This window comes from Streptomyces sp. NPDC025638 (assembly GCF_055558775.1).
This window is the reverse complement of sequence record NZ_JBVHLX010000011.1, coordinates 211,186-233,017: the sequence shown is the minus strand read 5'-3', so window position 1 is coordinate 233,017 and position 21,832 is coordinate 211,186. Positions and strand designations below refer to the sequence as shown.

The 21,832-nt window shown below is 70.5% G+C and carries 13 protein-coding genes; 12 read left to right on the top strand and 1 reads right to left on the bottom strand.

The window, feature by feature from the left end; genetic code table 11:
• Window positions 1-17: 17 nt before the first annotated feature.
• From ACZ4EG_RS27670 to katG, 11 genes are all read left to right on the top strand, one after another.
• Window positions 18-1,109, top strand: coding sequence for a quaternary amine ABC transporter ATP-binding protein (locus ACZ4EG_RS27670; RefSeq protein ID WP_453555718.1), 1,092 nt, complete (start codon window positions 18-20; stop codon window positions 1,107-1,109).
• Window positions 1,109-3,085: an ABC transporter permease gene (locus ACZ4EG_RS27665; RefSeq protein ID WP_453555716.1), complete on the top strand. Its 1,977-nt coding sequence runs from the start codon at window positions 1,109-1,111 to the stop codon at window positions 3,083-3,085. The genes ACZ4EG_RS27670 and ACZ4EG_RS27665 overlap by 1 nt, the downstream gene beginning before the upstream one ends.
• A 13-nt stretch (window positions 3,086-3,098) precedes the next feature.
• Entirely contained in the window at window positions 3,099-4,067 is a 969-nt protein-coding gene (locus tag ACZ4EG_RS27660; RefSeq protein WP_467792509.1) for an ABC transporter substrate-binding protein, read from the top strand.
• 1,431 nt (window positions 4,068-5,498) lie between these two features.
• Window positions 5,499-7,937, top strand: a complete 2,439-nt coding sequence (locus ACZ4EG_RS27655) for a GcvT family protein (RefSeq protein ID WP_467792508.1) — start codon at window positions 5,499-5,501, stop codon at window positions 7,935-7,937.
• Window positions 7,938-7,973: 36 nt separating this feature from the next.
• Window positions 7,974-8,834 carry a bifunctional methylenetetrahydrofolate dehydrogenase/methenyltetrahydrofolate cyclohydrolase gene (locus ACZ4EG_RS27650; RefSeq protein WP_467792507.1) on the top strand — a complete coding sequence of 287 codons (861 nt, stop codon included), beginning with the start codon at window positions 7,974-7,976 and terminating at the stop codon, window positions 8,832-8,834.
• Window positions 8,831-10,114, top strand: coding sequence for a serine hydroxymethyltransferase (gene glyA / locus ACZ4EG_RS27645; RefSeq protein ID WP_467792506.1), 1,284 nt, complete (start codon window positions 8,831-8,833; stop codon window positions 10,112-10,114). The genes ACZ4EG_RS27650 and glyA overlap by 4 nt, the downstream gene beginning before the upstream one ends.
• Window positions 10,111-11,343, top strand: coding sequence for a sarcosine oxidase subunit beta family protein (locus ACZ4EG_RS27640; protein WP_453555706.1), 1,233 nt, complete (start codon window positions 10,111-10,113; stop codon window positions 11,341-11,343). The genes glyA and ACZ4EG_RS27640 overlap by 4 nt, the downstream gene beginning before the upstream one ends.
• Before the next feature lie 24 nt (window positions 11,344-11,367).
• Window positions 11,368-14,604, top strand: coding sequence for a sarcosine oxidase subunit alpha family protein (locus ACZ4EG_RS27635; RefSeq protein WP_467792505.1), 3,237 nt, complete (start codon window positions 11,368-11,370; stop codon window positions 14,602-14,604).
• Window positions 14,597-15,199 carry a sarcosine oxidase subunit gamma gene (locus ACZ4EG_RS27630; RefSeq protein ID WP_467792504.1) on the top strand — a complete coding sequence of 201 codons (603 nt, stop codon included), beginning with the start codon at window positions 14,597-14,599 and terminating at the stop codon, window positions 15,197-15,199. Before ACZ4EG_RS27635 ends, ACZ4EG_RS27630 begins: the two co-directional genes overlap by 8 nt.
• Window positions 15,200-15,315: 116 nt before the next feature.
• Window positions 15,316-15,753 carry a Fur family transcriptional regulator gene (locus ACZ4EG_RS27625; protein ID WP_467792503.1) on the top strand — a complete coding sequence of 146 codons (438 nt, stop codon included), beginning with the start codon at window positions 15,316-15,318 and terminating at the stop codon, window positions 15,751-15,753.
• 33 nt (window positions 15,754-15,786) lie between these two features.
• Window positions 15,787-18,003, top strand: coding sequence for a catalase/peroxidase HPI (gene katG / locus ACZ4EG_RS27620; protein WP_467792502.1), 2,217 nt, complete (start codon window positions 15,787-15,789; stop codon window positions 18,001-18,003).
• A gap of 50 nt (window positions 18,004-18,053) precedes the next feature.
• On the opposite strand, the gene ACZ4EG_RS27615 is transcribed toward katG, so the two are convergent.
• The gene (locus ACZ4EG_RS27615) at window positions 18,054-20,243 is read right to left on the bottom strand and encodes a sensor histidine kinase (RefSeq protein WP_467792501.1); all 2,190 of its coding nucleotides are present in this window, start codon (window positions 20,241-20,243) and stop codon (window positions 18,054-18,056) included.
• A gap of 443 nt (window positions 20,244-20,686) precedes the next feature.
• Here ACZ4EG_RS27615 and ACZ4EG_RS27610 point away from each other — a divergent pair, with 443 nt between their 5' ends.
• On the top strand, window positions 20,687-21,811 hold the full coding sequence (locus ACZ4EG_RS27610; protein ID WP_467792500.1) for an abortive phage infection protein: 1,125 nt from the start codon (window positions 20,687-20,689) through the stop codon (window positions 21,809-21,811).
• Window positions 21,812-21,832 lie beyond the last annotated feature (21 nt).

The window sequence follows — 21,832 nt, the reverse complement described above, 5'->3', positions numbered from 1 at the left end:
CCGAAGAGAGGTCGATCGTGACCCCAGCACAGACCGAGGTGTCGCAGCGGCGCGACACGTCCCAGGACCCCGAGGACCGCACCCCGGTCATCTCCGTGCGCCGGCTGTGGAAGGTGTTCGGGCCGAAGGCCGACCAGGTGCCGGACTCCGAGGAACTGTGCGGCCTCACCCGCCGCGAGCTCATGGACCGCACCGGATGCACCGCCGCCGTGCGCGATGTGAACTTCGAGGTGTCGCCCGGTGAGGTCTTCGTCGTCATGGGTCTGTCCGGCTCCGGCAAGTCCACCCTGGTGCGCTGCCTCACCCGGCTGATCGAACCCACCGCGGGCGAGATCGTCTTCGAGGGCGAGGACATCCGCGGCGCCGACCCCAGGCGGCTGCGCGAACTGCGGCGCAACAAGTTCTCCATGGTCTTCCAGCACTTCGGTCTGCTGCCCCACCGCAGGGTCGTCGACAACGTGGCCTTCGGTCTGGAGATCCGCGGCATGGGCAAGGCGGAGCGCACCAAGCGGGCCATGGAGGTCGTCGAACTGGTCGGCCTGGCCGGATACGAGAACTCTTACCCCGACCAGCTCTCCGGCGGTATGCAGCAGCGCGTCGGCCTCGCCCGCGCCCTCGCCGGCGACCCGGACGTCCTCTTCTTCGACGAGCCGTTCTCCGCGCTCGACCCGCTGATCCGCCGCGACATGCAGAACGAGGTCATCCGGCTGCACCACGAGGTCGGCAAGACCATGGTGTTCATCACCCACGACCTCTCCGAGGCCCTCAAGCTCGGCGACCGCATCCTCATCATGCGCGACGGCAAGATGGTCCAGTGCGGCACCGGCGACGAACTCGTCGGGGCCCCCGCCGACGACTACGTACGGGACTTCGTCCAGGACGTGCCACGGGGCGACGTCCTCACCCTGCGCTGGATCATGCGCCCGGCCGAGCCCGACGACGCCCTCGACGGACCCGAACTGGGCCCGGACGTCGTGGTGCGCGAGGCCACCCGCGCGGTGCTGGCCGCCGAGAAGCCGGTCAAGGTCGTCGAGAACGGCAAACTGCTCGGGATCGTCGGCGACGAGGAGATCCTCGCCGTCGTCGCCGGACAGCAGGGCGGTGCGTGATGGCCGTCGCCGCCGACGCGACCGCGCCGGTCGCGCCCCTGCGCAAGAAGGTCAGCCGGCCCATGGTGCTGGCGGCGATCCTGATCGTCTGGCTGGTGCTGTTCGCCGCGCTGCGCGGCCGGCAGACACTGACCCTCGCCGCCGCCGACCTCACGGGTCTGCACCGCTGGCTGAACGACGTCAACGACACGATCGGCGCCAACCGCGACTCCAACCCGCTCTTCCTCTACTTCTTCAATGAGATCCGCCTGGTCATCGACCACCTGGTGACCTTCATCCAGTCGCTGATCTCCCAGCCCACCGACGGCCGTCCGGTCCCGCAGATCGGCTGGCTCGGCGTCGTCGGACTCGCCGGCTACGTCTCCTGGGCCGTGGGCAACTGGCGGGTCGCCCTGCTGGCCGTGGCCGGCTTCACCTTCCTCGGGCTGCAGGGCCTGTGGCAGGAGAGCATGGACACACTGTCGCTGACCCTGTCGGCGGTCTTCGTGGCCCTGCTCATCGGCATCCCGCTCGGCGTATGGGCGGGCCTCTCCGACCGGTTCAACCGGATCATGACGCCCTTCCTGGACTTCATGCAGACGATGCCGACCTTCGTCTACCTCGCCCCGCTGACCCTGTTCTTCCTCATCGGCGGCGCCTCCGCCACCATCACCACGGTGATCTACGCGGCACCGCCCGCCATCCGCATCACCGCGCACGCCATCCGCTCCGTACCGGAGACCACCGCGGAGGCGGCCGACTCGCTGGGCACCACGCGCTCGCAGCAACTGGTCAAGGTCCTACTGCCGTTGTCCAAGCGCACCGTGGTCATGGGCATCAACCAGACCATCATGGCCGCCCTGGCCATGGTGACCATCGCCGCCCTGATCGACGCTCCCGGACTCGGCAAGACCGTCGTGCAGGCACTGCAGTCGCTCGACGTCGGTACGGCCTTCAACGCCGGTCTCGCCATCGTCGTCATGGCCATCGTCCTGGACCGGGTCACCACGGCGGCGGCCGCACGCGACGAGGCGGCCCGGCGCTCGGGCGACCGCTTCCTGAAGTGGCGCCGACCGCTGCTGGCGGCGGGCGCAGTCGCCGCGGCCGTCCTGGTCTATCTCTCGCACACCTACATCTGGGCGGCCGAGTTCCCCGGCGAGGGCAGCACCGGAAGCAACATCGCGAGCGCGGCCGACACGGCCACCACCTGGATGCAGGACCATCTGTCGGGCATCACCAACGCCTTCCGGGACGCCATCACCAACGGTCTGCTCAACCCGTTCCAGACCCTGCTCACCGACTCCCCGTGGTGGCTGGTCGCGGCGGCCCTGGTGGGGCTCGGCGTGGTGCTCGGCGGCTGGCGCGCCGGGGTGACCGCGGCCGTGTGCGTGGGCCTGCTGGTCGGCACGGGCCTGTGGTCGGACAGCATGACGACGCTGGCCTCGACCGTCGTGGCGACCGTACTGGTGATGCTGCTCGGCATCGCCTTCGGCGTGTGGATGGGCCGCAGCGCGCTGGTCGACCGGGTCGTCCGGCCCACGCTGGACGCGGCGCAGGTCATGCCGCCGTTCGTCTATCTCGTGCCGTTCCTCGCGCTCTTCGGCGCCACCCGCTTCACCGCCATCGTCGCGGCCGTCGTCTACGCGGCGCCCGTCGCGATCAAGATCATCGCGGACGGGGTGCGGAACGTACCGGAGACCACCGTGGAGGCGGCCTCCTCCGCCGGGTGCAACACCTGGCAGATCATCACCAAGGTCCAACTGCCGATGGCACGCAGCGCCCTGACTCTCGCGACCAACCAGGGTCTGATCTACGTGCTGTCGATGGTTGTTGTGGGCGGCCTGGTAGGGGCCGGCGCCCTCGGCTACGACGTCGTGGCCGGATTCTCGCAGGGAGAGCTGTACGGGAAGGGACTGGCGGCGGGACTCGCCATCGTACTGCTCGGAGTCATGTTCGACCGGATCACTCAGGCTGCGGCGCGACGCACCAGGGCATAAGGAGCAGGACACCATGGCAAGACACTGGCGAGCCGGCGCGGCCGGCCTGGCCGTCCTCGGCCTCACCCTCACGGCCTGCGGAGGGGCGAAGGTCGGCGACAGTTCGTCGTCGGGCGGATCGAAGAGCTCGGGCGGCAAGTGCGGCACGTTCAATCTCGCGGTCAACCCGTGGGTGGGCTACGAGGCGGACGCGGCGGTCGTCGCGTACGTCGCGCAGCACGACCTCGGCTGTACGGTCAACAAGAAGGACCTGAAGGAAGAGATCGCCTGGCAGGGCTTCGGGACCGGTGAGGTCGACGCCGTCCTGGAGAACTGGGGCCACGACGATCTGAAGAAGAAGTACATCACCCAGCAGAAGACCGCCGTGGCCGCCGGGCAGACCGGCAACAAGGGCATCATCGGCTGGTACGTGCCGCCGTGGCTGGCCAAGGCCCACCCGGACATCACCGACTACAAGAACCTCAACAAGTACGCGTCCAACTTCAAGACGTCCGAGTCGGGCGGCAAGGGCCAGTTGCTCGACGGCGACCCGTCGTACGTCACCAACGACGCGGCGCTGGTGAAGAACCTGAAGCTGGACTACAAGGTGGTGTACGCGGGCAGCGAGACCGCGCTCATCCAGGCCTTCCGCACGGCTGAGAAGAACAAGCAGTGGGTGATCGGCTACTTCTACGAGCCGCAGTGGTTCCTGTCCGAGGTCCCGCTGGTGAAGGTCAACCTGCCCGCGTACAAGACGGGCTGCGACGCGGATGCGGCCAAGGTCGCGTGCGACTATCCCGTCTACAACCTGGACAAGATCGTCAGCGCGAAGTTCGCCAAGTCCGGCAGCCCGGCGTACGACCTGGTGAAGAAGTTCAACTGGACGAACGACGACCAGAACACGGTGGCCAAGTACATCGCGGTGGACAAGCTGTCCGACGAGGCAGCGGCGAAGAAGTGGGTGGAGGCGAACCGCGACAAGGTGGATGCCTGGCTGAAGTAGAGCCGGGGCTCTTCGGCGGGTGGATGGAGGGGCAGGGGGGCGGCGCGGTTCTTCCGCCCCCGCCGCCCCTACCCATCCCATCCCCAGGGGCTCCGCCCCCTCACCCCCGGCGGGAACTGCGTCCCCTGCACCCCTGCCGGGGCTTGGCCTGCGTGCCCTGCTCCGGTTCGGCCTGCGGCCGCTGGTGGGGGCTGGGCCGCCTGTACCTCTCGCGCGGTCCCGCCCGCGGCTCCCGGTGGGGATGGCGTCCCGTGTGCTCTTCGTGGGGGGCCTCCGTACTCCGCCGGGGTTCCGCCTGCGGTCCTGGCGGGGCTGGCGGGGCTGGGTCCCCCCACCCTTGGTGGGGCTTTACCTCCGTGCCCTGCCGGGGCTCGGCTCGCGGTTCCCAGCGGGGACTCTGCCCGCTGCACCGCTGGCGGGGCATCGCCTGCGTACCTTGCCGGGGTTTGGCTTGTGGTCTGGGCTGGGGTGCCTGTATCCCCTGCCGGCTCTCCGCCTGTGGATCCCGCCGGGGGCGGCGTCCCCTACATCCGGCGCGGGGTTCGCCCCCGTGCCCTGCCGGGGCTTGGGCCGAGGGTCCCGGCGGGGGCTGCGCCCCCTGCACCCTTGCCGGGGCTTGGCCTGCGACTCCCGGCGGGGCTGGCGTCTCGTGCGCTCTTTCGTGAGGGGGGTGCCTCCGTACCCTGCTGGGGTTCGGCCTGCGGTCCCTGGCGGGGCTTGGCCCGAGGTTTCGACGGGGCTGTGTCCCCTGGACACGTCGCGGCGCGTTGCCTCCGTGTCCTGGTGGGGTTCGGCTTGCGGTCCCTGGCGGGGCCGCGTCGACTTTGTTCGTGGACGAGCTTCGACTGCGTGCTCTGCCGGGCTTCTGTCGGCGGGGGTGTCCCGTGTGTTTTTCGCGGGGCCTGGCCCTCGCGCCTTCGCGGGGTTCGGCCGACGGCGCCTGGCGGGCGCTGTGTTTCCTGTACCGCCGGCGGGGGTGCGGCATGTGCTCTTCGCGGGGCTTGGCCAAATGCGTCCGCTGCAGCCTCCTTCGGGAGGGGCTGCGTTCCCCTGCAACACACCTCGCGGGGCTTGCCCCGCGACCCTGTCATGCCCCGCTTGTCAGACCCGGGACGCGCTGATTCCTCCAGCCTGTCCGGGGTTTGAGGACGAGGCCGTTCGGGCCGAAGCGGGGGCTGGGGGCGGCGGCCCCCAGCGATGGGACGGGTAGGGGCGGCGGGGGCGAAAACCTTCTCGAAGCCCGGCAGGCTGCAGTCACCGCCCGCCGGGCCCCGTCGCGTCCGGCCTCGCTCCCGCTCCCGTTTCCGGGCTGTTCACCGACGTACTGCACCCCCTTGACACCCCTCCTCGGAGCCAGGCACATTGAGTTGCGCAACCTGAATCATGTTGCGCAGACAGCAACTGGACTGCTTCAAGTTCGGAGGTTGGGCGATGGCGGGACCCCGAGTGGTCATCATCGGAGCGGGCGTCGTGGGAGCGGCCCTCGCCGACGAGATCTCCGCACGAGGCTGGACCGAAGTGACCGTGGTCGACCAGGGCCCCCTTCCGGCAACCGGGGGTTCCACCTCGCACGCCCCGGGCCTGGTCTTCCAGACGAACCCCTCCAAGACCATGACGGAGCTGGCCCGCTACACCGTCGAGAAGTTCTGCTCCCTCGACGTCGACGGCAAGCCCTGCTTCCTGCAGGTCGGCGGCCTGGAGGTGGCGACCAGCCCCGAGCGGCTCGCCGAACTGCACCGCCGCCACGGCTGGATCACCGCCTGGGGCATCGAGGCCCGCCTGCTCACCCCCGAGGAGTGCGTGGAGCAGCACCCGCTCGTCAACCGCGACCGGGTCCTCGGCGGCCTCCTCGTCCCCACCGACGGCCTCGCCAAGGCCGTCCTCGCCGTAGAGGCCCAGATCCGCCGGGCCACCGAACGCGGCGTCCGCTTCCTCGCCCGCCACGAGGTCCTCGACGTACGGCAGAGCGAGGGCCGCGTCACCGGCGTCATGACCGACCAGGGCGAGATCCCCGCCGACATCGTCGTGTGCTGCGCCGGCATCTGGGGCCCGAAGATCGCCCGCATGGTCGGGATGAACCTCCCGCTCACCCCGCTCGCCCACCAACTCGCCTGGACCGGCCCGGTTCCGGCCCTCGCCGGCCAGACCGAGGAGGCGGTGCGCCCGATCCTGCGCCACCAGGACGCCGACCTCTACTACCGCGACCGCTTCGACGGCATCGGCATCGGCTACTACGGCCACCGCCCCATGCCCGTCTCCGCCGACGACATCCTCTCCGTGGACGAGGCCGACCAGATGCCCTCGGTCCTGAAGTTCACCGAGGAGGACTTCGCGGACGCCTGGACCGAGACCCAGTCCCTCCTGCCCTCGACCAAGGAGGCCAAGGTGGAGGAGGGCATCAACGGCCTGTTCTCCTTCACCACCGACGGCTACCCGCTCCTCGGCGAGTCACCGGAGGTCAAGGGCTTCTGGGTCGCGGAGGCCGTCTGGGTCACCCACTCCGCCGGCGTCGGACGTGCCGTCGCCGAATGGCTGGTCGACGGCTACTGCTCGTCCTTCGATCTGCACGAGTGCGATGTCAACCGCTTCGAGCCGCACCAGCTCTCCCCGGAGTACGTACTGGCCCGCGACTGCCAGAACTTCGTCGAGGTCTACGACATCCTGCACCCGCTCCAGCCCTCCGGAAAGCCGCGCCCCATCCGCACCAGCCCCTTCCACGCCCGCCAGCAGGAGCACGGCGCGTTCTTCCTGGAGGCGAACGACTGGGAGCGCCCGCAGTGGTACGAGGCCAACGCGGGCCTGGTCGAAGGCCGCTCCATCCCCACCCCCAACGACTGGGCCGCACAGTACTGGTCGCCCATCGTCGGCGCGGAGGCCCAGGCCACCCGTGAGACCGTGGCGATGTACGACATGACGGCCCTCAAGCGCCTCGAAGTCGCCGGCCCCGGCGCCGCCGCCTTCCTGGAGCGGCTGGCCACCGGCAAGGTCGACAAGTCCGTCGGCTCCGTGACGTACACCCTGCTCCTGGACCACGACGGCGGCATCCGCAGCGACATCACCGTCGCCCGCCTCGCCCGCGACCTCTTCCAGGTCGGCGCCAACGGCAACCTCGACCTCGACTGGTTCACCCGCCACCTCCCCGCCGACGGATCCGTCGCCGTCCGGGACATCACCCCCGGCACCTGCTGCATCGGCCTGTGGGGACCGCTCGCCCGCAAGGTCCTGCAGCCGCTCGCCGACGCCGACTTCTCCAACGACGGCCTGAAGTACTTCCGGGCCAAGCGCGCCCACATCGGCAGCGTCCCCGTCACCGCGATGCGGCTGTCGTACGTCGGTGAACTCGGCTGGGAGCTGTACACCACCGCCGACCTGGGCCAGAAGCTCTGGGACACCCTCTGGGCCGCGGCCGAGCCGCTCGGCGGCGTCATCGCGGGCCGCGGCGCCTTCAACAGCCTCCGCCTGGAGAAGGGTTACCGCTCCTTCGGCACCGACATGACCTACGAGCACGACCCGTACGAGGCCGGTGTCGGCTTCGCCGCCAAGCCCGACAAGGACGACTTCATCGGCAAGGCCGCACTCGAACGCCGCAAGGCCGACGTCCGCCGCAGGCTGACCTGCCTCACCGTCGACGACCCCCGATCCGTCGTCATGGGCAAGGAGCCGGTGTACGACGGCGACCGCGCCGTCGGCTACGTCACCAGCGCCGCCTACGGCTACACGATCGGCAAGGGCATCGCCTACGCCTGGCTCCCGGCCGAACTCACCACACCCGGCACCACCGTGCACATCGGCTACTTCGACCGGCGCATCGAGGCGGTCGTCGCCGAGGAACCCCTGTTCGACCCGACCATGTCCCGTCTGCGCGGCTAGTACCCCGCGAGAGCTTCGAGGGAAGGAACACCGCCGGTGACCGCACAGAAGCTCGACGGCAAGGCCACCGCCGCCGAGATCCGCCGTGAACTCGCCGAGCGCGTCGCCAAGCTGACCGCCATCGACGGACGGCCGCCGGGCCTCGGCACCGTCCTGGTCGGCGACGACCCCGGCAGCCGTGCCTATGTCGCCGGAAAGCACCGCGACTGCGCGCAGGCCGGCATCGCCTCCATCCGCCGCGAACTGCCCGCCGACGCGACGCAGCGACAGGTCGAGGACGTCATCGACGAACTCAACGCCGACCCGGCCTGCACCGGCTACATCGTCCAACTGCCGCTCCCGCGCCACCTGGACGCGAACGCCGTCCTGGAACGCATGGACCCCGCCAAGGACGCCGACGGACTGCACCCCGTCAGCCTCGGCCGGCTCACCCTGGGCACACAGGCCCCGCTGCCGTGCACCCCGCACGGCATCGTGGAACTCCTGCGCCGCAACGAGGTACCGATCGCCGGGGCCCGGGTGTGCGTGATAGGCCGCGGCATCACGGTCGGTCGTCCCCTCGGGCTCCTGCTGACCCGCCGCTCCGAGAACGCCACCGTCACCCTCTGCCACACCGGAACCAAGGGCCTGGCCTGGCACGTCCGCGAGGCGGACATCGTCGTCGCGGCCGCCGGCTCGCCCGGACTGATCACCAAGGACATGCTGCGCCCCGGCGCGGCGGTCCTGGACGTCGGCATCACCCGCACCGGCCAGGGGCTGGTCGGCGATGTGCACCCGGACGCCGCACAGGTCGCCGGATGGCTCGCGCCGATGCCCGGGGGCGTGGGCCCCATGACCCGGGCGATGCTGCTCGCCAACGTCGTCGAGGCCGCCGAGAGGAACGCGAACCCCCTATGAACGCGCTGAACACCCCGCTGGCCGAGCTGGACCCCGAGGTCCACGCCGCGCTCCGCGCCGAACTGCACCGCCAGCAGTCCACGCTCGAAATGATCGCCTCCGAGAACTTCGCGCCCTCCGCCGTGCTGGAGGCCCAGGGCTCGGTCCTGACCAACAAGTACGCCGAGGGCTACCCCGGCCGTCGCTACTACGGCGGCTGCGAACACGTCGACGTCACCGAGCGCCTGGCCATCCAGCGCATCAAGGACCTGTTCGGCGCGGGATACGCCAATGTGCAGCCGCACTCGGGCGCCCAGGCCAACACCGCCGTCTTCTTCGCGCTCCTCGACCCCGGCGACACGATCCTCGGCCTCGACCTCGCCCACGGCGGACATCTCACCCACGGCATGCGCATCAACTACAGCGGCAAGATGTTCGACGTCGTGCCGTACCACGTCACCGAGACGGACCATCTGGTCGACCTGGACGAGGTGGAACGCCTGGCCAAGGAGCACCGCCCCAAGATGATCATCGCGGGCTGGTCGGCGTATCCGAGGCAGCTCGACTTCGCGGCCTTCCGGCGGATCGCCGACGAGGTCGGCGCCCTCCTCATGGTCGACATGGCGCACTTCGCGGGCCTGGTCGCCGCCGGACTGCACCCCAGCCCGGTTCCGCACGCGCACGTGGTCACCACCACCACGCACAAGACCCTCGGCGGCCCGCGCGGCGGGGTCGTCCTCACCAATGACGCCGACCTCGCCAAGAAGATCAACTCGGCGGTGTTCCCCGGCATGCAGGGCGGCCCGCTGGAGCACGTCATCGCCGCGAAGGCGGTCTCCTTCAAGGTGGCCGCGTCGCCCGAGTTCGCCGAACGCCAGGCCCGTACGCTCGCCGGCGCCCGTATCCTCGCCGACCGCCTCACCCGCCCGGACACCGCCGCAGCCGGAGTGCGGGTGCTCACCGGCGGTACGGACGTCCATCTGGTCCTGGTCGACCTGCGCCACTCCGAACTCGACGGCCGGCAGGCTGAAGACCTGCTCCACGAGATCGGTATCACCGTCAACCGCAACGCCGTCCCGTTCGACCCGCGCCCGCCCATGGTCACCTCGGGCCTGCGCATCGGCACCCCCGCCCTGGCCACCCGCGGCTTCACCGAGGAGGACTTCGCCGAGGTCGCCGACGTCATCGCCCTCGCCCTCCAGCCCGAACCCGACGTGCCCGCGCTGCGCGCCCGTACCGAGGCACTGGCGGCCAAGCACCCGCTCTACCCGCACCTTTCGGAAGACGGAGACGTCCGATGAGCCCCAGCACCCCCGGCGCCGACCTCCCCGACCACCCGGACTGGCTCTGGCGCACACCCGAGCCGAAGCGGTCGTACGACGTGGTGATCGTGGGCGGTGGCGGACACGGCCTCGCCACCGCCCACTACCTGGCGAAGAACCACGGCATCACCAATGTCGCCGTGCTGGAGAAGGGCTGGCTCGCGGGCGGCAACATGGCCCGCAACACCACCATCATCCGCTCCAACTACCTGTGGGACGAGAGCGCCGGCATCTACGAGCACGCCCTCAAACTCTGGGAGGGACTGGAGGAGGAGCTCGACTACCCGATCCTCTTCTCCCAGCGCGGTGTGCTGAACCTCGCCCACAGCCTCCAGGACGTCCGCGACAGCGTGCGCCGCGTCGAGGCCAACCGGCTCAACGGCGTGGACGCCGAATGGCTCGACGCCGAGCAGGTCAAAGAGGTCTGCCCGATCGTCAACATCTCGCCCGACGTGCGCTACCCGGTGCTCGGCGGCACCTACCAGCCACGCGCCGGCATCGCCAAGCACGACTACGTGGCCTGGGGCTTCGCCCGCTCCGCCGACGCCGCCGGGATCGACATCATCCAGAACTGCGAGGTCACCGGCCTGGACGTGGTCGACGGCCGGGTGGTCGGCGTACGGACCACGCTCGGCCCGATCGCGGCCGGCAAGGTGGCCCTGTGCTCGGCCGGCCACACCTCGGTCCTCGCCGCCATGGCGGGCATCGAACTCCCGCTGCAGAGCCACCCCTTGCAGGCACTTGTCTCCGAACTCCTGGAGCCGGTGCACCCGACGGTCGTCATGTCCAACGCGGTCCACGTCTACGTCAGCCAGGCCCACAAGGGCGAACTGGTCATGGGCGCGGGCATCGACGCGTACAACTCCTACACCCAGCGCGGCGCGTTCCACATCATCGAACACCAGATGTCCGCCGCACTCGAACTCTTCCCGGTCTTCGCCCGCGCCCATGTGCTGCGCACCTGGGGCGGCATCGTAGACGTCAGCCCCGACGCCTCGCCCATCGTCGGCCTCACCCCGGTCGACAACCTCTATCTCAACTGCGGCTGGGGAACGGGCGGTTTCAAGGCCACCCCGGGCGTCGGCTGGGTCTACGCCCACACCATCGCCCACGACACCCCGCACGCCCTCAACGCCCCCTTCTCGCTCGACCGTTTCACCACCGGCGCGCTCGTCGACGAGCACGGCGCGGCCGCGGTGGCCCACTAGGGATCCTCAAGGGAGCCGAACGACATGCTGCTCATCCCCTGCCCGTGGTGCGGGCCCCGCGACGAGGTCGAGTTCCACTACGGCGGCCAGGCACATGTGCCCTATCCCGAGGACCCCTCGGCCCTCACCGACGAGGAGTGGGCGCGGTACCTGTTCTTCCGCGACAACCCGAAGGGCCCGTTCGCCGAGCGGTGGAGCCACGCGGCGGGCTGCCGCCGCTGGTTCAACGCGGTACGGGACACGGCGACGAACGAGATCCTGGCCGTCTACAAGGCGGGGGAGTCACGCCCGGCAACCATGGAGCCGAGGCAGGCACCACCAGTCCGTCCGGCGATTGAGGACGAGGCCGTTCAGGCCGAAGGGAGGTCCGGGGGCGCAGCCCCCCGCGGGGTCGAAGGGGCGGAGCCCCTTCAGGACGGGACGGGTAGGGGCGGCGGGGGCGAGATTCGTACGTTCCGCACCCCCACCGGCGGCCGCATAGACCGCGACACCGCCCTCACCTTCACCTTCGACGGCATCGAATACCAGGGCCACCGAGGCGACACCCTCGCCTCCGCCCTCCTGGCCAACGGCGTCATCGCGGCAGCGACCAGCATCAAACTCGGCCGCCCCCGCGGCATCTTCTCGGCAGGCGTCGAGGAACCCAACGCGGTCGTCCAGATCGAGGAGCCCTTCCCCGAGCCGATGCTCCCGGCCACGACCGTCGAACTCCACGACGGCCTCGTCGCGACCAGCCTCCCCGGCCAGGGCCGACTCGCCACGACCCCCGACCCCGCCCGCTACGACGCCGTGCACGCCCACTGCGACCTCCTGATCGTCGGCGCAGGCCCGGCCGGTCTCGCCGCCGCGGCGGCAGCCGCCCGCTCCGGCGCGCGCGTCATCCTCGCCGACGACCAGCCGGAGCCCGGCGGCAGCCTGCTCGGCACGGGCGAACACCTCGACTGGGTGACGGCGACCGCCGCCCGCCTGGACGCCGCCCCCGAGGTGCGCGTTCTGCGTCGTACCACCGTGTTCGGCTACTACGACGACAACCACCTCCTCGCCGTCGAGCGGCGCACCAACCACCTGGGCGCCGAGGCGCCGGACAACGTCTCCCGCGAGCGCGTCTGGCGCATCCGCGCCCGCCGCGTGGTCCTCGCGACCGGCGCCCACGAGCGCTCCCTGGCCTTCGCGGACAACGACCGCCCCGGAGTGATGCTGGCCGCCTCGGCCCGCACCTACGTCAACCGGTACGGAGTCCTGCCCGGCCGCCGCGCGGTCGTCCTCACCACCAACGACAGCGCGTACGCCGCAGCGCTGGACGTGGCCGCGGCAGGCATCGAGGTCGCCGCCGTCGTCGACACCCGGTCCGAGCCGGGGGAGTGGGCCGACCGCGCCCGCGAGGCCGGGATCGAGGTGCTGGCCGGCCACGCCGTGACCGGTACGGACGGCGGGGCACGCCTCACCGCCGTGCGGGTCGCCCCGTACGGCGAGTCCGCCGGACAGCGGGAGTTCGCCGTCGACCTCCTCCTGGTCTCGGGCGGCTGGAACCCCGTGGCACACCTGTTCAGCCAGGCGGGCGGCAGGCTCCGCCACGACGAGGCGCTCGGCGCCTTCGTCCCCGACACCTGCCGCCAGGCGGTCGAGGTCGCGGGCAGCGCGAACGGTGAGCCGGCCCTGGCCGCGGTGCTCGCCCAGGGCGCCGCCGCGGGCGCCCGCGCGATCGAGGCCGAGGGCTACACCGCCGAGGCGCCCGCCCTGCCCGCCGTGGTCGAGCGACCGCACACCCCGGCCATGCAGGTGTTCACCCTCCCCGCCCCCGCCGGCGCCCCCCGCTTCGTCGACCTCCAGCGCGATGTGACCGTCGACGACCTGGCCCGCGCGACCGGAGCCGGGCTTCGCTCGGTGGAGCACACCAAGCGGTACACCACGGCCGGCACCGCGGGCGACCAGGGCAAGACCGCGGGCGTCCTTGCCAGCGGAGTCGTCGCGGAACTCCTCGGCGTGGACATCTCCGCGCTGGGCCTGCCGACGTTCCGCCCGCCCTACACCCCCGTCTCCTTCGCCACCCTGGCGGGCCGCGACCGGGGCGCGCTGCACGACCCGGTCCGGGTGACCGCCCTGCACGAGTGGCATGCCGCGCACGGCGCGCTGTTCGAGAACGTCGGCCAGTGGAAGCGCCCCTGGTACTACCCGCACGACGGCGAGGACATGGAGGCCGCGGTGCTGCGCGAATGCCGCGCCGCCCGGGAGGGCGTCGCGTTCATGGACGCCTCCACCCTCGGCAAGATCGACGTACAGGGCCCGGACGCCGCGGCCTTCCTCGACCTGCTCTACACCAACATGATGAGCACCCTGAAGGTCGGCATGATCCGCTACGGCGTGATGTGCCGCCCGGACGGCATGGTCTTCGACGACGGCACCGTCATCCGCCTCGCCCAGGACCGCTTCCTGGTCACCACCACGACCGGCAACGCGGCCGCCGTCCTGGACTGGATGGAGGAGTGGCTGCAGACCGAGTGGCCCGGGCTGCGCGTCCACTGCACCTCCGTCACCGAGCAGTGGGCCACCGTCGCCCTGGTCGGCCCCCGCTCCCGCGAGGTCCTCGGCGCACTGTCACCGCAACTGGCCGTGTCCAACGAGGACTTCCCGTTCATGGCATGGCGGGAGACGACCGTGGCGGGCATCGGGGCCAGGGTGTGCCGGATCAGCTTCTCCGGCGAACTCGCCTACGAGATCAATGTGTCGCCGTGGCACGCCCTCGCCCTGTGGGAGGCGCTGCACGAGGCCGGTGCCCCGTACGGCATCACCCCGTACGGCACCGAGACCATGCACGTCCTGCGCGCCGAGAAGGGCTACCCGATCATCGGCCAGGACACCGACGGCACGGTCACCCCGCAGGACCTCGGCATGAGCTGGGCGGTGTCGAAGAAGAAGGCCGACTTCATCGGCAAGCGCTCCTACGCCCGCGCCGACACCGTCCGCCCCGACCGCAAGCACTTGGTCGGCCTGCTCCCCGAGGACCCGGCCGTCTTCCTGCCCGAGGGCACCCAACTGGTCGCCGACAGCGAACTGCCCGCCCCGCCCGTCCCGATGCTCGGCCACGTCACCTCCAGCTACCGCAGCGCGGCACTGGGCCGGACCTTCGCCCTCGCCCTGATCAAGGGCGGCCGGGAGCGCATCGGCGAACGTCTCTACGCACCCGTGGGCGACCGGCTGCTCCCGGTGACCGTCGCCAGCCCCGTCCTCTACGACCCCGAGGGAGCCCGCCGCGATGGCTGACACCGCTCCGACCGCGCAGCAGCGCAGCCCCCTGGCCTCCACCGCCCACCGGCTGGCGGCCGTGACCCGGTCCTCCGGGGGCGCGATCCGGCTGGCCGAACTCCCCTTCCTGGCACACGTGAACGTCCGCCTCGACGTCAAGGGGCCGGCCGCGGACGCGGTGGGACTGGCCCTGGGGCTCCAACTGCCCCTGGAACCCGACACCGTCGTACGCACCGGGGAGCTGACCGTGCTGTGGCTCGGCCCCGACGAGTGGCTGGTGGTGGGCCGGCCCGGCACGCAGGGGGACCTGGAGAGCCGGATCCGTTCGGCGGCCGGGGACGAACCCGTGTCCGTCTGTGACGTCTCCGCCCAGCGCACCACACTTCTCGTCACGGGCCCCCGCGCCCGCGACCTGCTCTCCCACGGCTGCGCGCTGGACCTCCATCCGCGCGCCTTCGGCCCCGGCCGCTGCGCCCAGACGACACTGGCACGCAGCCAGGTCGTCCTGGTCGCACGCGACGAGCCCAGGGCCGGGTTCTGGGTCCTGGTGCGCTCGTCCTTCGCCGGCTACCTCACGGACTGGCTGCTCGACGCGGCGACGGAATACGCCTGACATAGTGGGTCGGTATGTCCCTACATAATGTGACAAACCATTCCTGACCTGCTCTCTCAAACTTGGCTTGCTCGTTTTCTTGAATCCTTCGTGTTTATGCGGGTAGGTTGGCGGCCATGACCGCATCCCGGACCCCGACCACCGCCGAGGAGCTCCGCGGTGCCGGCCTGCGGGTGACGGCCGCCCGCGTCGCGCTGCTCGAGACCGTCCGGGACGGTGATCACCTCGGTGTCGAGGCGATCGCCTCCGGGGTACGGGATCGCGTAGGCCATATTTCCCTGCAAGCCGTGTATGAAGCCCTCCACGCGCTCACCGCCGCGGGTCTCATACGCCGTATCGAACCGGCCGGCAGTCCGGCGCGGTTCGAGGGACGAGTCGGGGACAACCACCACCATGTCGTGTGCCGGTCGTGCGGCGTCGTCGCTGACGTCGACTGCGCAATCGGTGAGGCCCCTTGCCTGACGGCCTCCGACGACCACGGCTTCTCGGTCGTCGAGGCGGAGGTCATCTACTGGGGCCTGTGCGCCGACTGTTCCACCGCCCGCAGTTCCTGAGCAATGCGATCCGCCCAGTTCGGAAGGATTCCCATGTCTGAGAACCATGATGCAATCGTCGGAGACGCGAAGACGGAGGGCGCGGGCGGCTGCCCCGTCGCGCACGGGCGCGCCCCGCACCCGACTCAGGGCGGCGGAAACCGCCAGTGGTGGCCGGAGCGGCTCAATCTGAAGATCCTTGCGAAGAACCCGGCCGTGGCGAACCCCCTCGGTGAGGAGTTCGACTACGCCGCGGCGTTCCAGAGCCTCGACCTCCCGGCCGTGAAACGGGACGTCGCCGAGGTGCTGACGGATTCCAAGGACTGGTGGCCGGCCGACTTCGGCAACTACGGCCCCCTCATGATCCGTATGGCCTGGCACAGCGCGGGCACCTACCGCATCAGCGACGGCCGCGGCGGCGCCGGCGCCGGTCAGCAGCGCTTCGCCCCGCTCAACAGCTGGCCCGACAACGGCAACCTCGACAAGGCACGCCGTCTGCTGTGGCCGGTGAAGAAGAAGTACGGCAAGAGCCTGTCGTGGGCCGACCTCATGATCCTCGCCGGCAATGTCGCCCTGGAGTCGATGGGCTTCAAGACCTTCGGCTTCGGCGGTGGCCGTGAGGACGTCTGGGAGTCGGAGGAGGACGTCTACTGGGGTCCCGAGACCACCTGGCTGGACGACCAGCGCTACACCGGCGACCGTGAGCTGGAGAACCCGCTCGGCGCGGTGCAGATGGGCCTCATCTACGTCAACCCGGAGGGCCCGAACGGCAACCCGGACCCGATCGCCGCGGCCCGCGACATCCGCGAGACCTTCCGCCGCATGGCGATGAACGACGAGGAGACGGTCGCCCTGATCGCGGGCGGTCACACCTTCGGCAAGACCCATGGCGCGGGCCCGGCCGAGAACGTCGGCGCGGACCCCGAGGCCGCCCCGATCGAGCAGCAGGGCCTCGGCTGGAAGAGCACCTACGGCACCGGCAAGGGCGGCGACGCGATCACCAGTGGCCTGGAGGTCACCTGGACCAGCACGCCGACCCAGTGGAGCAACGGGTTCTTCCAGAACCTCTTCGAGTACGAGTACGAGCTCACGCAGAGCCCGGCCGGCGCCAACCAGTGGGTCGCGAAGAACGCCGAGGCGACCGTCCCCGACGCGCACGACCCGTCGAAGAAGCAGCTCCCGACGATGCTCACCACCGACCTGTCGCTCCGCTTCGACCCGGTCTACGGACCCATCTCGCGGCGCTTCTACGAGAACCCCGAGGAGTTCGCGGACGCCTTCGCCCGCGCCTGGTACAAGCTGACCCACCGCGACATGGGCCCGAAGTCGCTCTACCTCGGCCCGGAGGTCCCGGAGGAGACCCTGGTCTGGCAGGACCCGCTGCCGGAGGCCGAGGGCGAGGCCGTCGACGCCGCCGACGTCGCGGCCCTCAAGGCCAAGCTGCTCGCCTCGGGCCTGAGCGTCGCACAGCTGGTGTCCACCGCGTGGGCCTCCGCCGCCACGTTCCGCACCAGCGACAAGCGCGGCGGTGCCAACGGCGCCCGCATCCGTCTGCAGCCGCAGGCCGGCTGGGAGGTCAACGAGCCCGACGAGCTGGCGCAGGTGCTGCGTGTCCTGGAGGGCATCCAGTCGGAGTTCAACTCCGGCGCCAAGAAGGTCTCCCTCGCGGACCTGATCATCCTCGGCGGCGCCGTCGGCGTGGAGAAGGCCGCCAAGGACGCCGGGTACGACGTCGAGGTGCCCTTCGCGCCGGGCCGCGTGGACGCCACGGACGAGCACACCGACGCGGAGTCCTTCGCCGCGCTGGAGCCCACCGCCGACGGCTTCCGCAACTACCAGGGCAAGGGCAACCGGCTGCCGGCCGAGTACCTGCTGCTCGACAGGGCGAACCTGCTGGGTCTGAGCGCGCCCGAGATGACGGCCCTGGTCGGCGGTCTGCGCGTGCTGGGCGCCAACCACCAGCAGACGTCGCTCGGTGTCCTCACCGAGACCCCGGGCAAGCTGACGAACGACTTCTTCGTCAACCTGCTCGACCTGGGCACGACGTGGTCGGCGACCTCGGAGGACCAGAACACCTTCGAGGGCCGCGACGACGCCACCGGCGAGGTCAAGTGGACCGGCACCCGTGCCGACCTCGTCTTCGGCTCGAACTCCGAACTGCGGGCCCTCGCGGAGGTCTACGCGAGCGACGACGCGAAGGAGAAGTTCGTGAACGACTTCGTCGCGGCATGGGTCAAGGTCTCGAACCTCGACCGGTTCGACCTCGTCTGACCCTGACGTCCGGGCCGGCCCGCACGGGCCGGCCCGGACGCCGTTCGGCGCTATTTCTCCCGTCGCCTGCCGTCCGCCGCGGGCCCGCGGCCGCGTCCCTTCCCGCGCGGCCCGTCGCTCTCGCCCGGGGCCCCGGCAGCCGTCGGCTCATCCGTCCACGCCTCGTACGAACTGAAGCGGTCTTCGGCGGCCGCGGCCGCCAGCGCGGACAACGCGGCCTCGCGACGCGACGCGGGAATCGTGCCGACCGCGGCCAGGGTGAGGGTGTCGACGTCGGGCTCGGACCCCGCGGCCCGGAACGTGATCGTGCCGGGCAGCATGACGAGCGAGGTCGTACCGGACTGCTCACCGAACGGCCGCAGTTGGACGTGGATGCCGTGCCGGTCGGCCAGTCTGCCGACCACGAAGAGCCCCATGTGCTGGTAGACGTCGGTGTCCGCGGTCGGCGGGTTGGCCAGCTTGTGGTTGATCACCGCGAAGTCCTCGGGCATCAGCCCGATTCCCTCGTCGTGGATCTCGATCATGATCCGGGTGTCGGGGAGCCGGGTCGCCGTCACCCGGACCGTCGAGTGCGGGGACGAGAACGCGGTGGCGTTCTCCAGGAGTTCGGCGAGCAGATGCACGAGGTCGGTCACGGCACGGCCATGGATCTCGGCCTCCGGGATACCGGCGAACTCGATGCGCTCGTACTGCTCCACCTCGGAGGAGGCCGCACGGATGACATCGACCAGAGGCAGCGGGCGGTCCCACTGCTGGGCCGGCTTCTCACCGCCGAGCACCAGAAGGTTCTCACCGTTGCGGCGCACCCGGGTGGCGAGATGGTCCAGCCTGAACAGGTTCTCCAACTGGTCGGGGTCGGTCTCGTGGTCCTCCAGGTCGGTGATCAGGGCCAGTTGACGCTCGATCAGTGACTGGTTGCGGCGCGACAGGTTGGTGAAGATCGTGTTGATGTTGCCGCGCAGCACGGCCTGCTCGGCGGCGAGCCGTACGGCCTCGCGGTGCACATGGTCGAAGGCGCGGGCGACCTCGCCGATCTCGTCCGTGGTGGTGATGGGGATGGCGGCGACCCGGATGTCGACCTGTCCGGGCACGGCTTGTGACAGTTGGGTGATGGCGGCCGGCAGCCGTTGCTCGGCGATCTCGATGGCGGAGCCGCTCAGCCGGCGCATGCCGCGGCTCATCGAACGGGCCACCCACGCGGCGAGCAGGAACGCGGTGAGCACGGCCGCGAGGACCAGCGCGGCATTGGTGATCGCGTCACGGCGTGCGGTGTCGGCAATGCCATGGGCGTCCGTGAGTGCGCTGTCGGTGAGGTGCACCTGGATGCCGCGGTAGGCGTCGAAGCCGAGTGCGGACGCGGCGAAGAACGATTCGGGGGTGATGCCCTCCGCGGCCAGTTCGGCGGTCGTCTTCCCCGAGGCGATCTCACTGATCATCTTGGCGGTGCCGGGCGGGGCGACGAAGGTCCGGCCGGCCGCCTTGGCCCGTCGGGCGGCCTCGGTGGTCTGCCACCGGCCCTTCTTCTGCGCGTCGGCCAGCGCCTTGCGCAGCCTCGCCATGTCCGCGGCGGTGCCGGCGCCCGCGTACTCCTGGAGCGCGACCTGTTCGAGGTAGGCGTACGAACGGAACGAGGCCAGCTGGGTCTCCAGTTCGCCCGGAGCGAGGGTGTCGCGGTCCTCCACCAGCAGATGTGTGCCGATGGACCGGATCAGGGACTCGGCGGCCTGCGTCAGGGAGATGGCGTAGAGCGTCCGGCCGAAGCTGGCCTGATTGCTGCTGCCGAAGCCCAGTTCGTTCGAGAGCTCCATCAGCGGATGCTGGACGAGGTGGTAACTCTCCTCGGTCTGCACACCCGACAGCTTTGCGCTGAACGCGTTGGCCCGGACCGTCGAAAGCTGCTTCTCGCCGTTGCGGACCAGCTCGATCCGCCTGAGGAGACCGGCGGTGTCAGGTATGCGGCCGACCGCTCGGTCGAACGCCTTCGCGTCCTCGTCGGTGATCCGACGAGCCTGTACGACCGCGCCGGCATCCCGCTTTCCTTCCAGCAGCGGGATGACCGAGACGTCGCGCTCGTTGATCGCGTCGCTTGCGTACTTGTTCGCCGCCTGGACCAACTCGGCCACCCGCACCGCTTCGTCGGCTGCCTGCAAGGTGTCCACGGACCGTTTCACCCGCACGCCTCCGAAGGCGAGTGCGACGAGCACCGGGATCAGCAGGACGGCCCGGAGCTTTCTGCCCACACGCCAGTTGCGGGTCAGGGATCTTCGTCGGCCCGTCGTCGGCAGGGCGGGGGAAGCGCTTTCCGCACGGGCCTGACGACGTGTGGGGGGTGAGGTGTTCGGCAAGGTCGTCCCATCGTTTCCGGACCGCCTCGTGCGCGGCGCTCGCCGGGCACTCTCTCGACGGGGGCGGTCTGCGGTGTGGTTCAGGTGAGACAGGCGGGTCACGATGTGCGCCTGCGTGGTCACTTTCTAGCACCGCGCGATCGTCCGTGATGGCCAATTCCCCGAAGTGGTACAAGCTTCATCTAAGCCGTCCAAGGGGGAGCGGAGCCCCGCAGACACTGAAGTCGCCCCGGGCCGACGGTACTTCCGGCCTTCGACGCCGGATCCCATCCCTTCGTCGCGCTGCCGTAGACCGTCGACGGACAGCGGAGCGAACGCCCCCTCGGCAGGGTGAGCGCATGGAGAAGACGAAGGGGATCAACAGGGCACAGTTCCTCGCCGGGACGGCGTCCGCCGGGCTCGCGGCAGCACTGCTGCCCGCAGGGCCGGCGCGGGCGACGGAGCCTCGGCGCGGGCTGTGTCACCGAGGCGTCGTCTACACAGTGGGTGACGGCGACACACCTGGTACGGCCTTCAGCGCCGCCCGGATGCGCAAGGACATCCGGGTCATCCGCGACGAGCTGCACGCCGACACCGTGGATGTCACCGGCGACGGCGTGGAACGTCTCACGGCCACCGCCGCCGAGGCCGCGGAACGCGGCCTGCACATCTGGCTCCAGCCGACCCTCGGCGACGTCCCGGAACGGGACATCCTGGAGCACCTGGCGCAGACCGGCCGGTTCGCCGAGCGGCTGCGCCGGCAGGGCGCGAGCGTCGACTTCAGCGTGGGCTGCGAGTTCTGGCTGTTCGTGCCGGGGATCGTCCCGGGGGCGACCGTCCTGGAACGCGTACGGAACCTGCTGGAGGGTCGTGTCGACCACGCCAGGATGCAGCGCCGACTGGACCGCTTCACCAGGAAGGCGGCGGCGGTCGGCCGCTCCGTCTTCCGGGGCCCTTTGAGCTACGCCGCCGCCCAGGACGACCAGGTCGACTGGAGCCTCTTCGACATCGTGGGCATCGACTACTACTCGTACTTCCGACACCGCGCCGACCACACCGCAAAGCTGCGCCGGTATCTGCGCTGGGGCAAACCCCTGGCGATCACCGAGTTCGGCACCTGCGCTTACGTCGGCGCCCCCGAGGCGGGCGGTATGGCCTGGGACGTCGTCGACTACGACAAGCACCCCGAGGAGATCAAGGGCCACCTGGTGCGCAGCGAACGCACTCAGGCCACCCATGTGGTGGACATGGTGGACGTCTTCTCGTCGATGAACCTGTACGCGGCGATGGCGTTCGAGTTCGTCACCCCGGACGCCCCGCACCGCCCCGACGACCCGCGCCACGACCTCGACATGGCGAGCTACTCCCTCACCAGGACCGTCAAGGACCACCCCGACGACCCCGGCTCCGACTGGCACTGGGAACCCAAGAGGGCCTTCCACGCACTGGCCCACCGGTACGCGAGGGAGCGTCGGACGAGTTAGAGGTGCGGCCCGCCGTAGGCC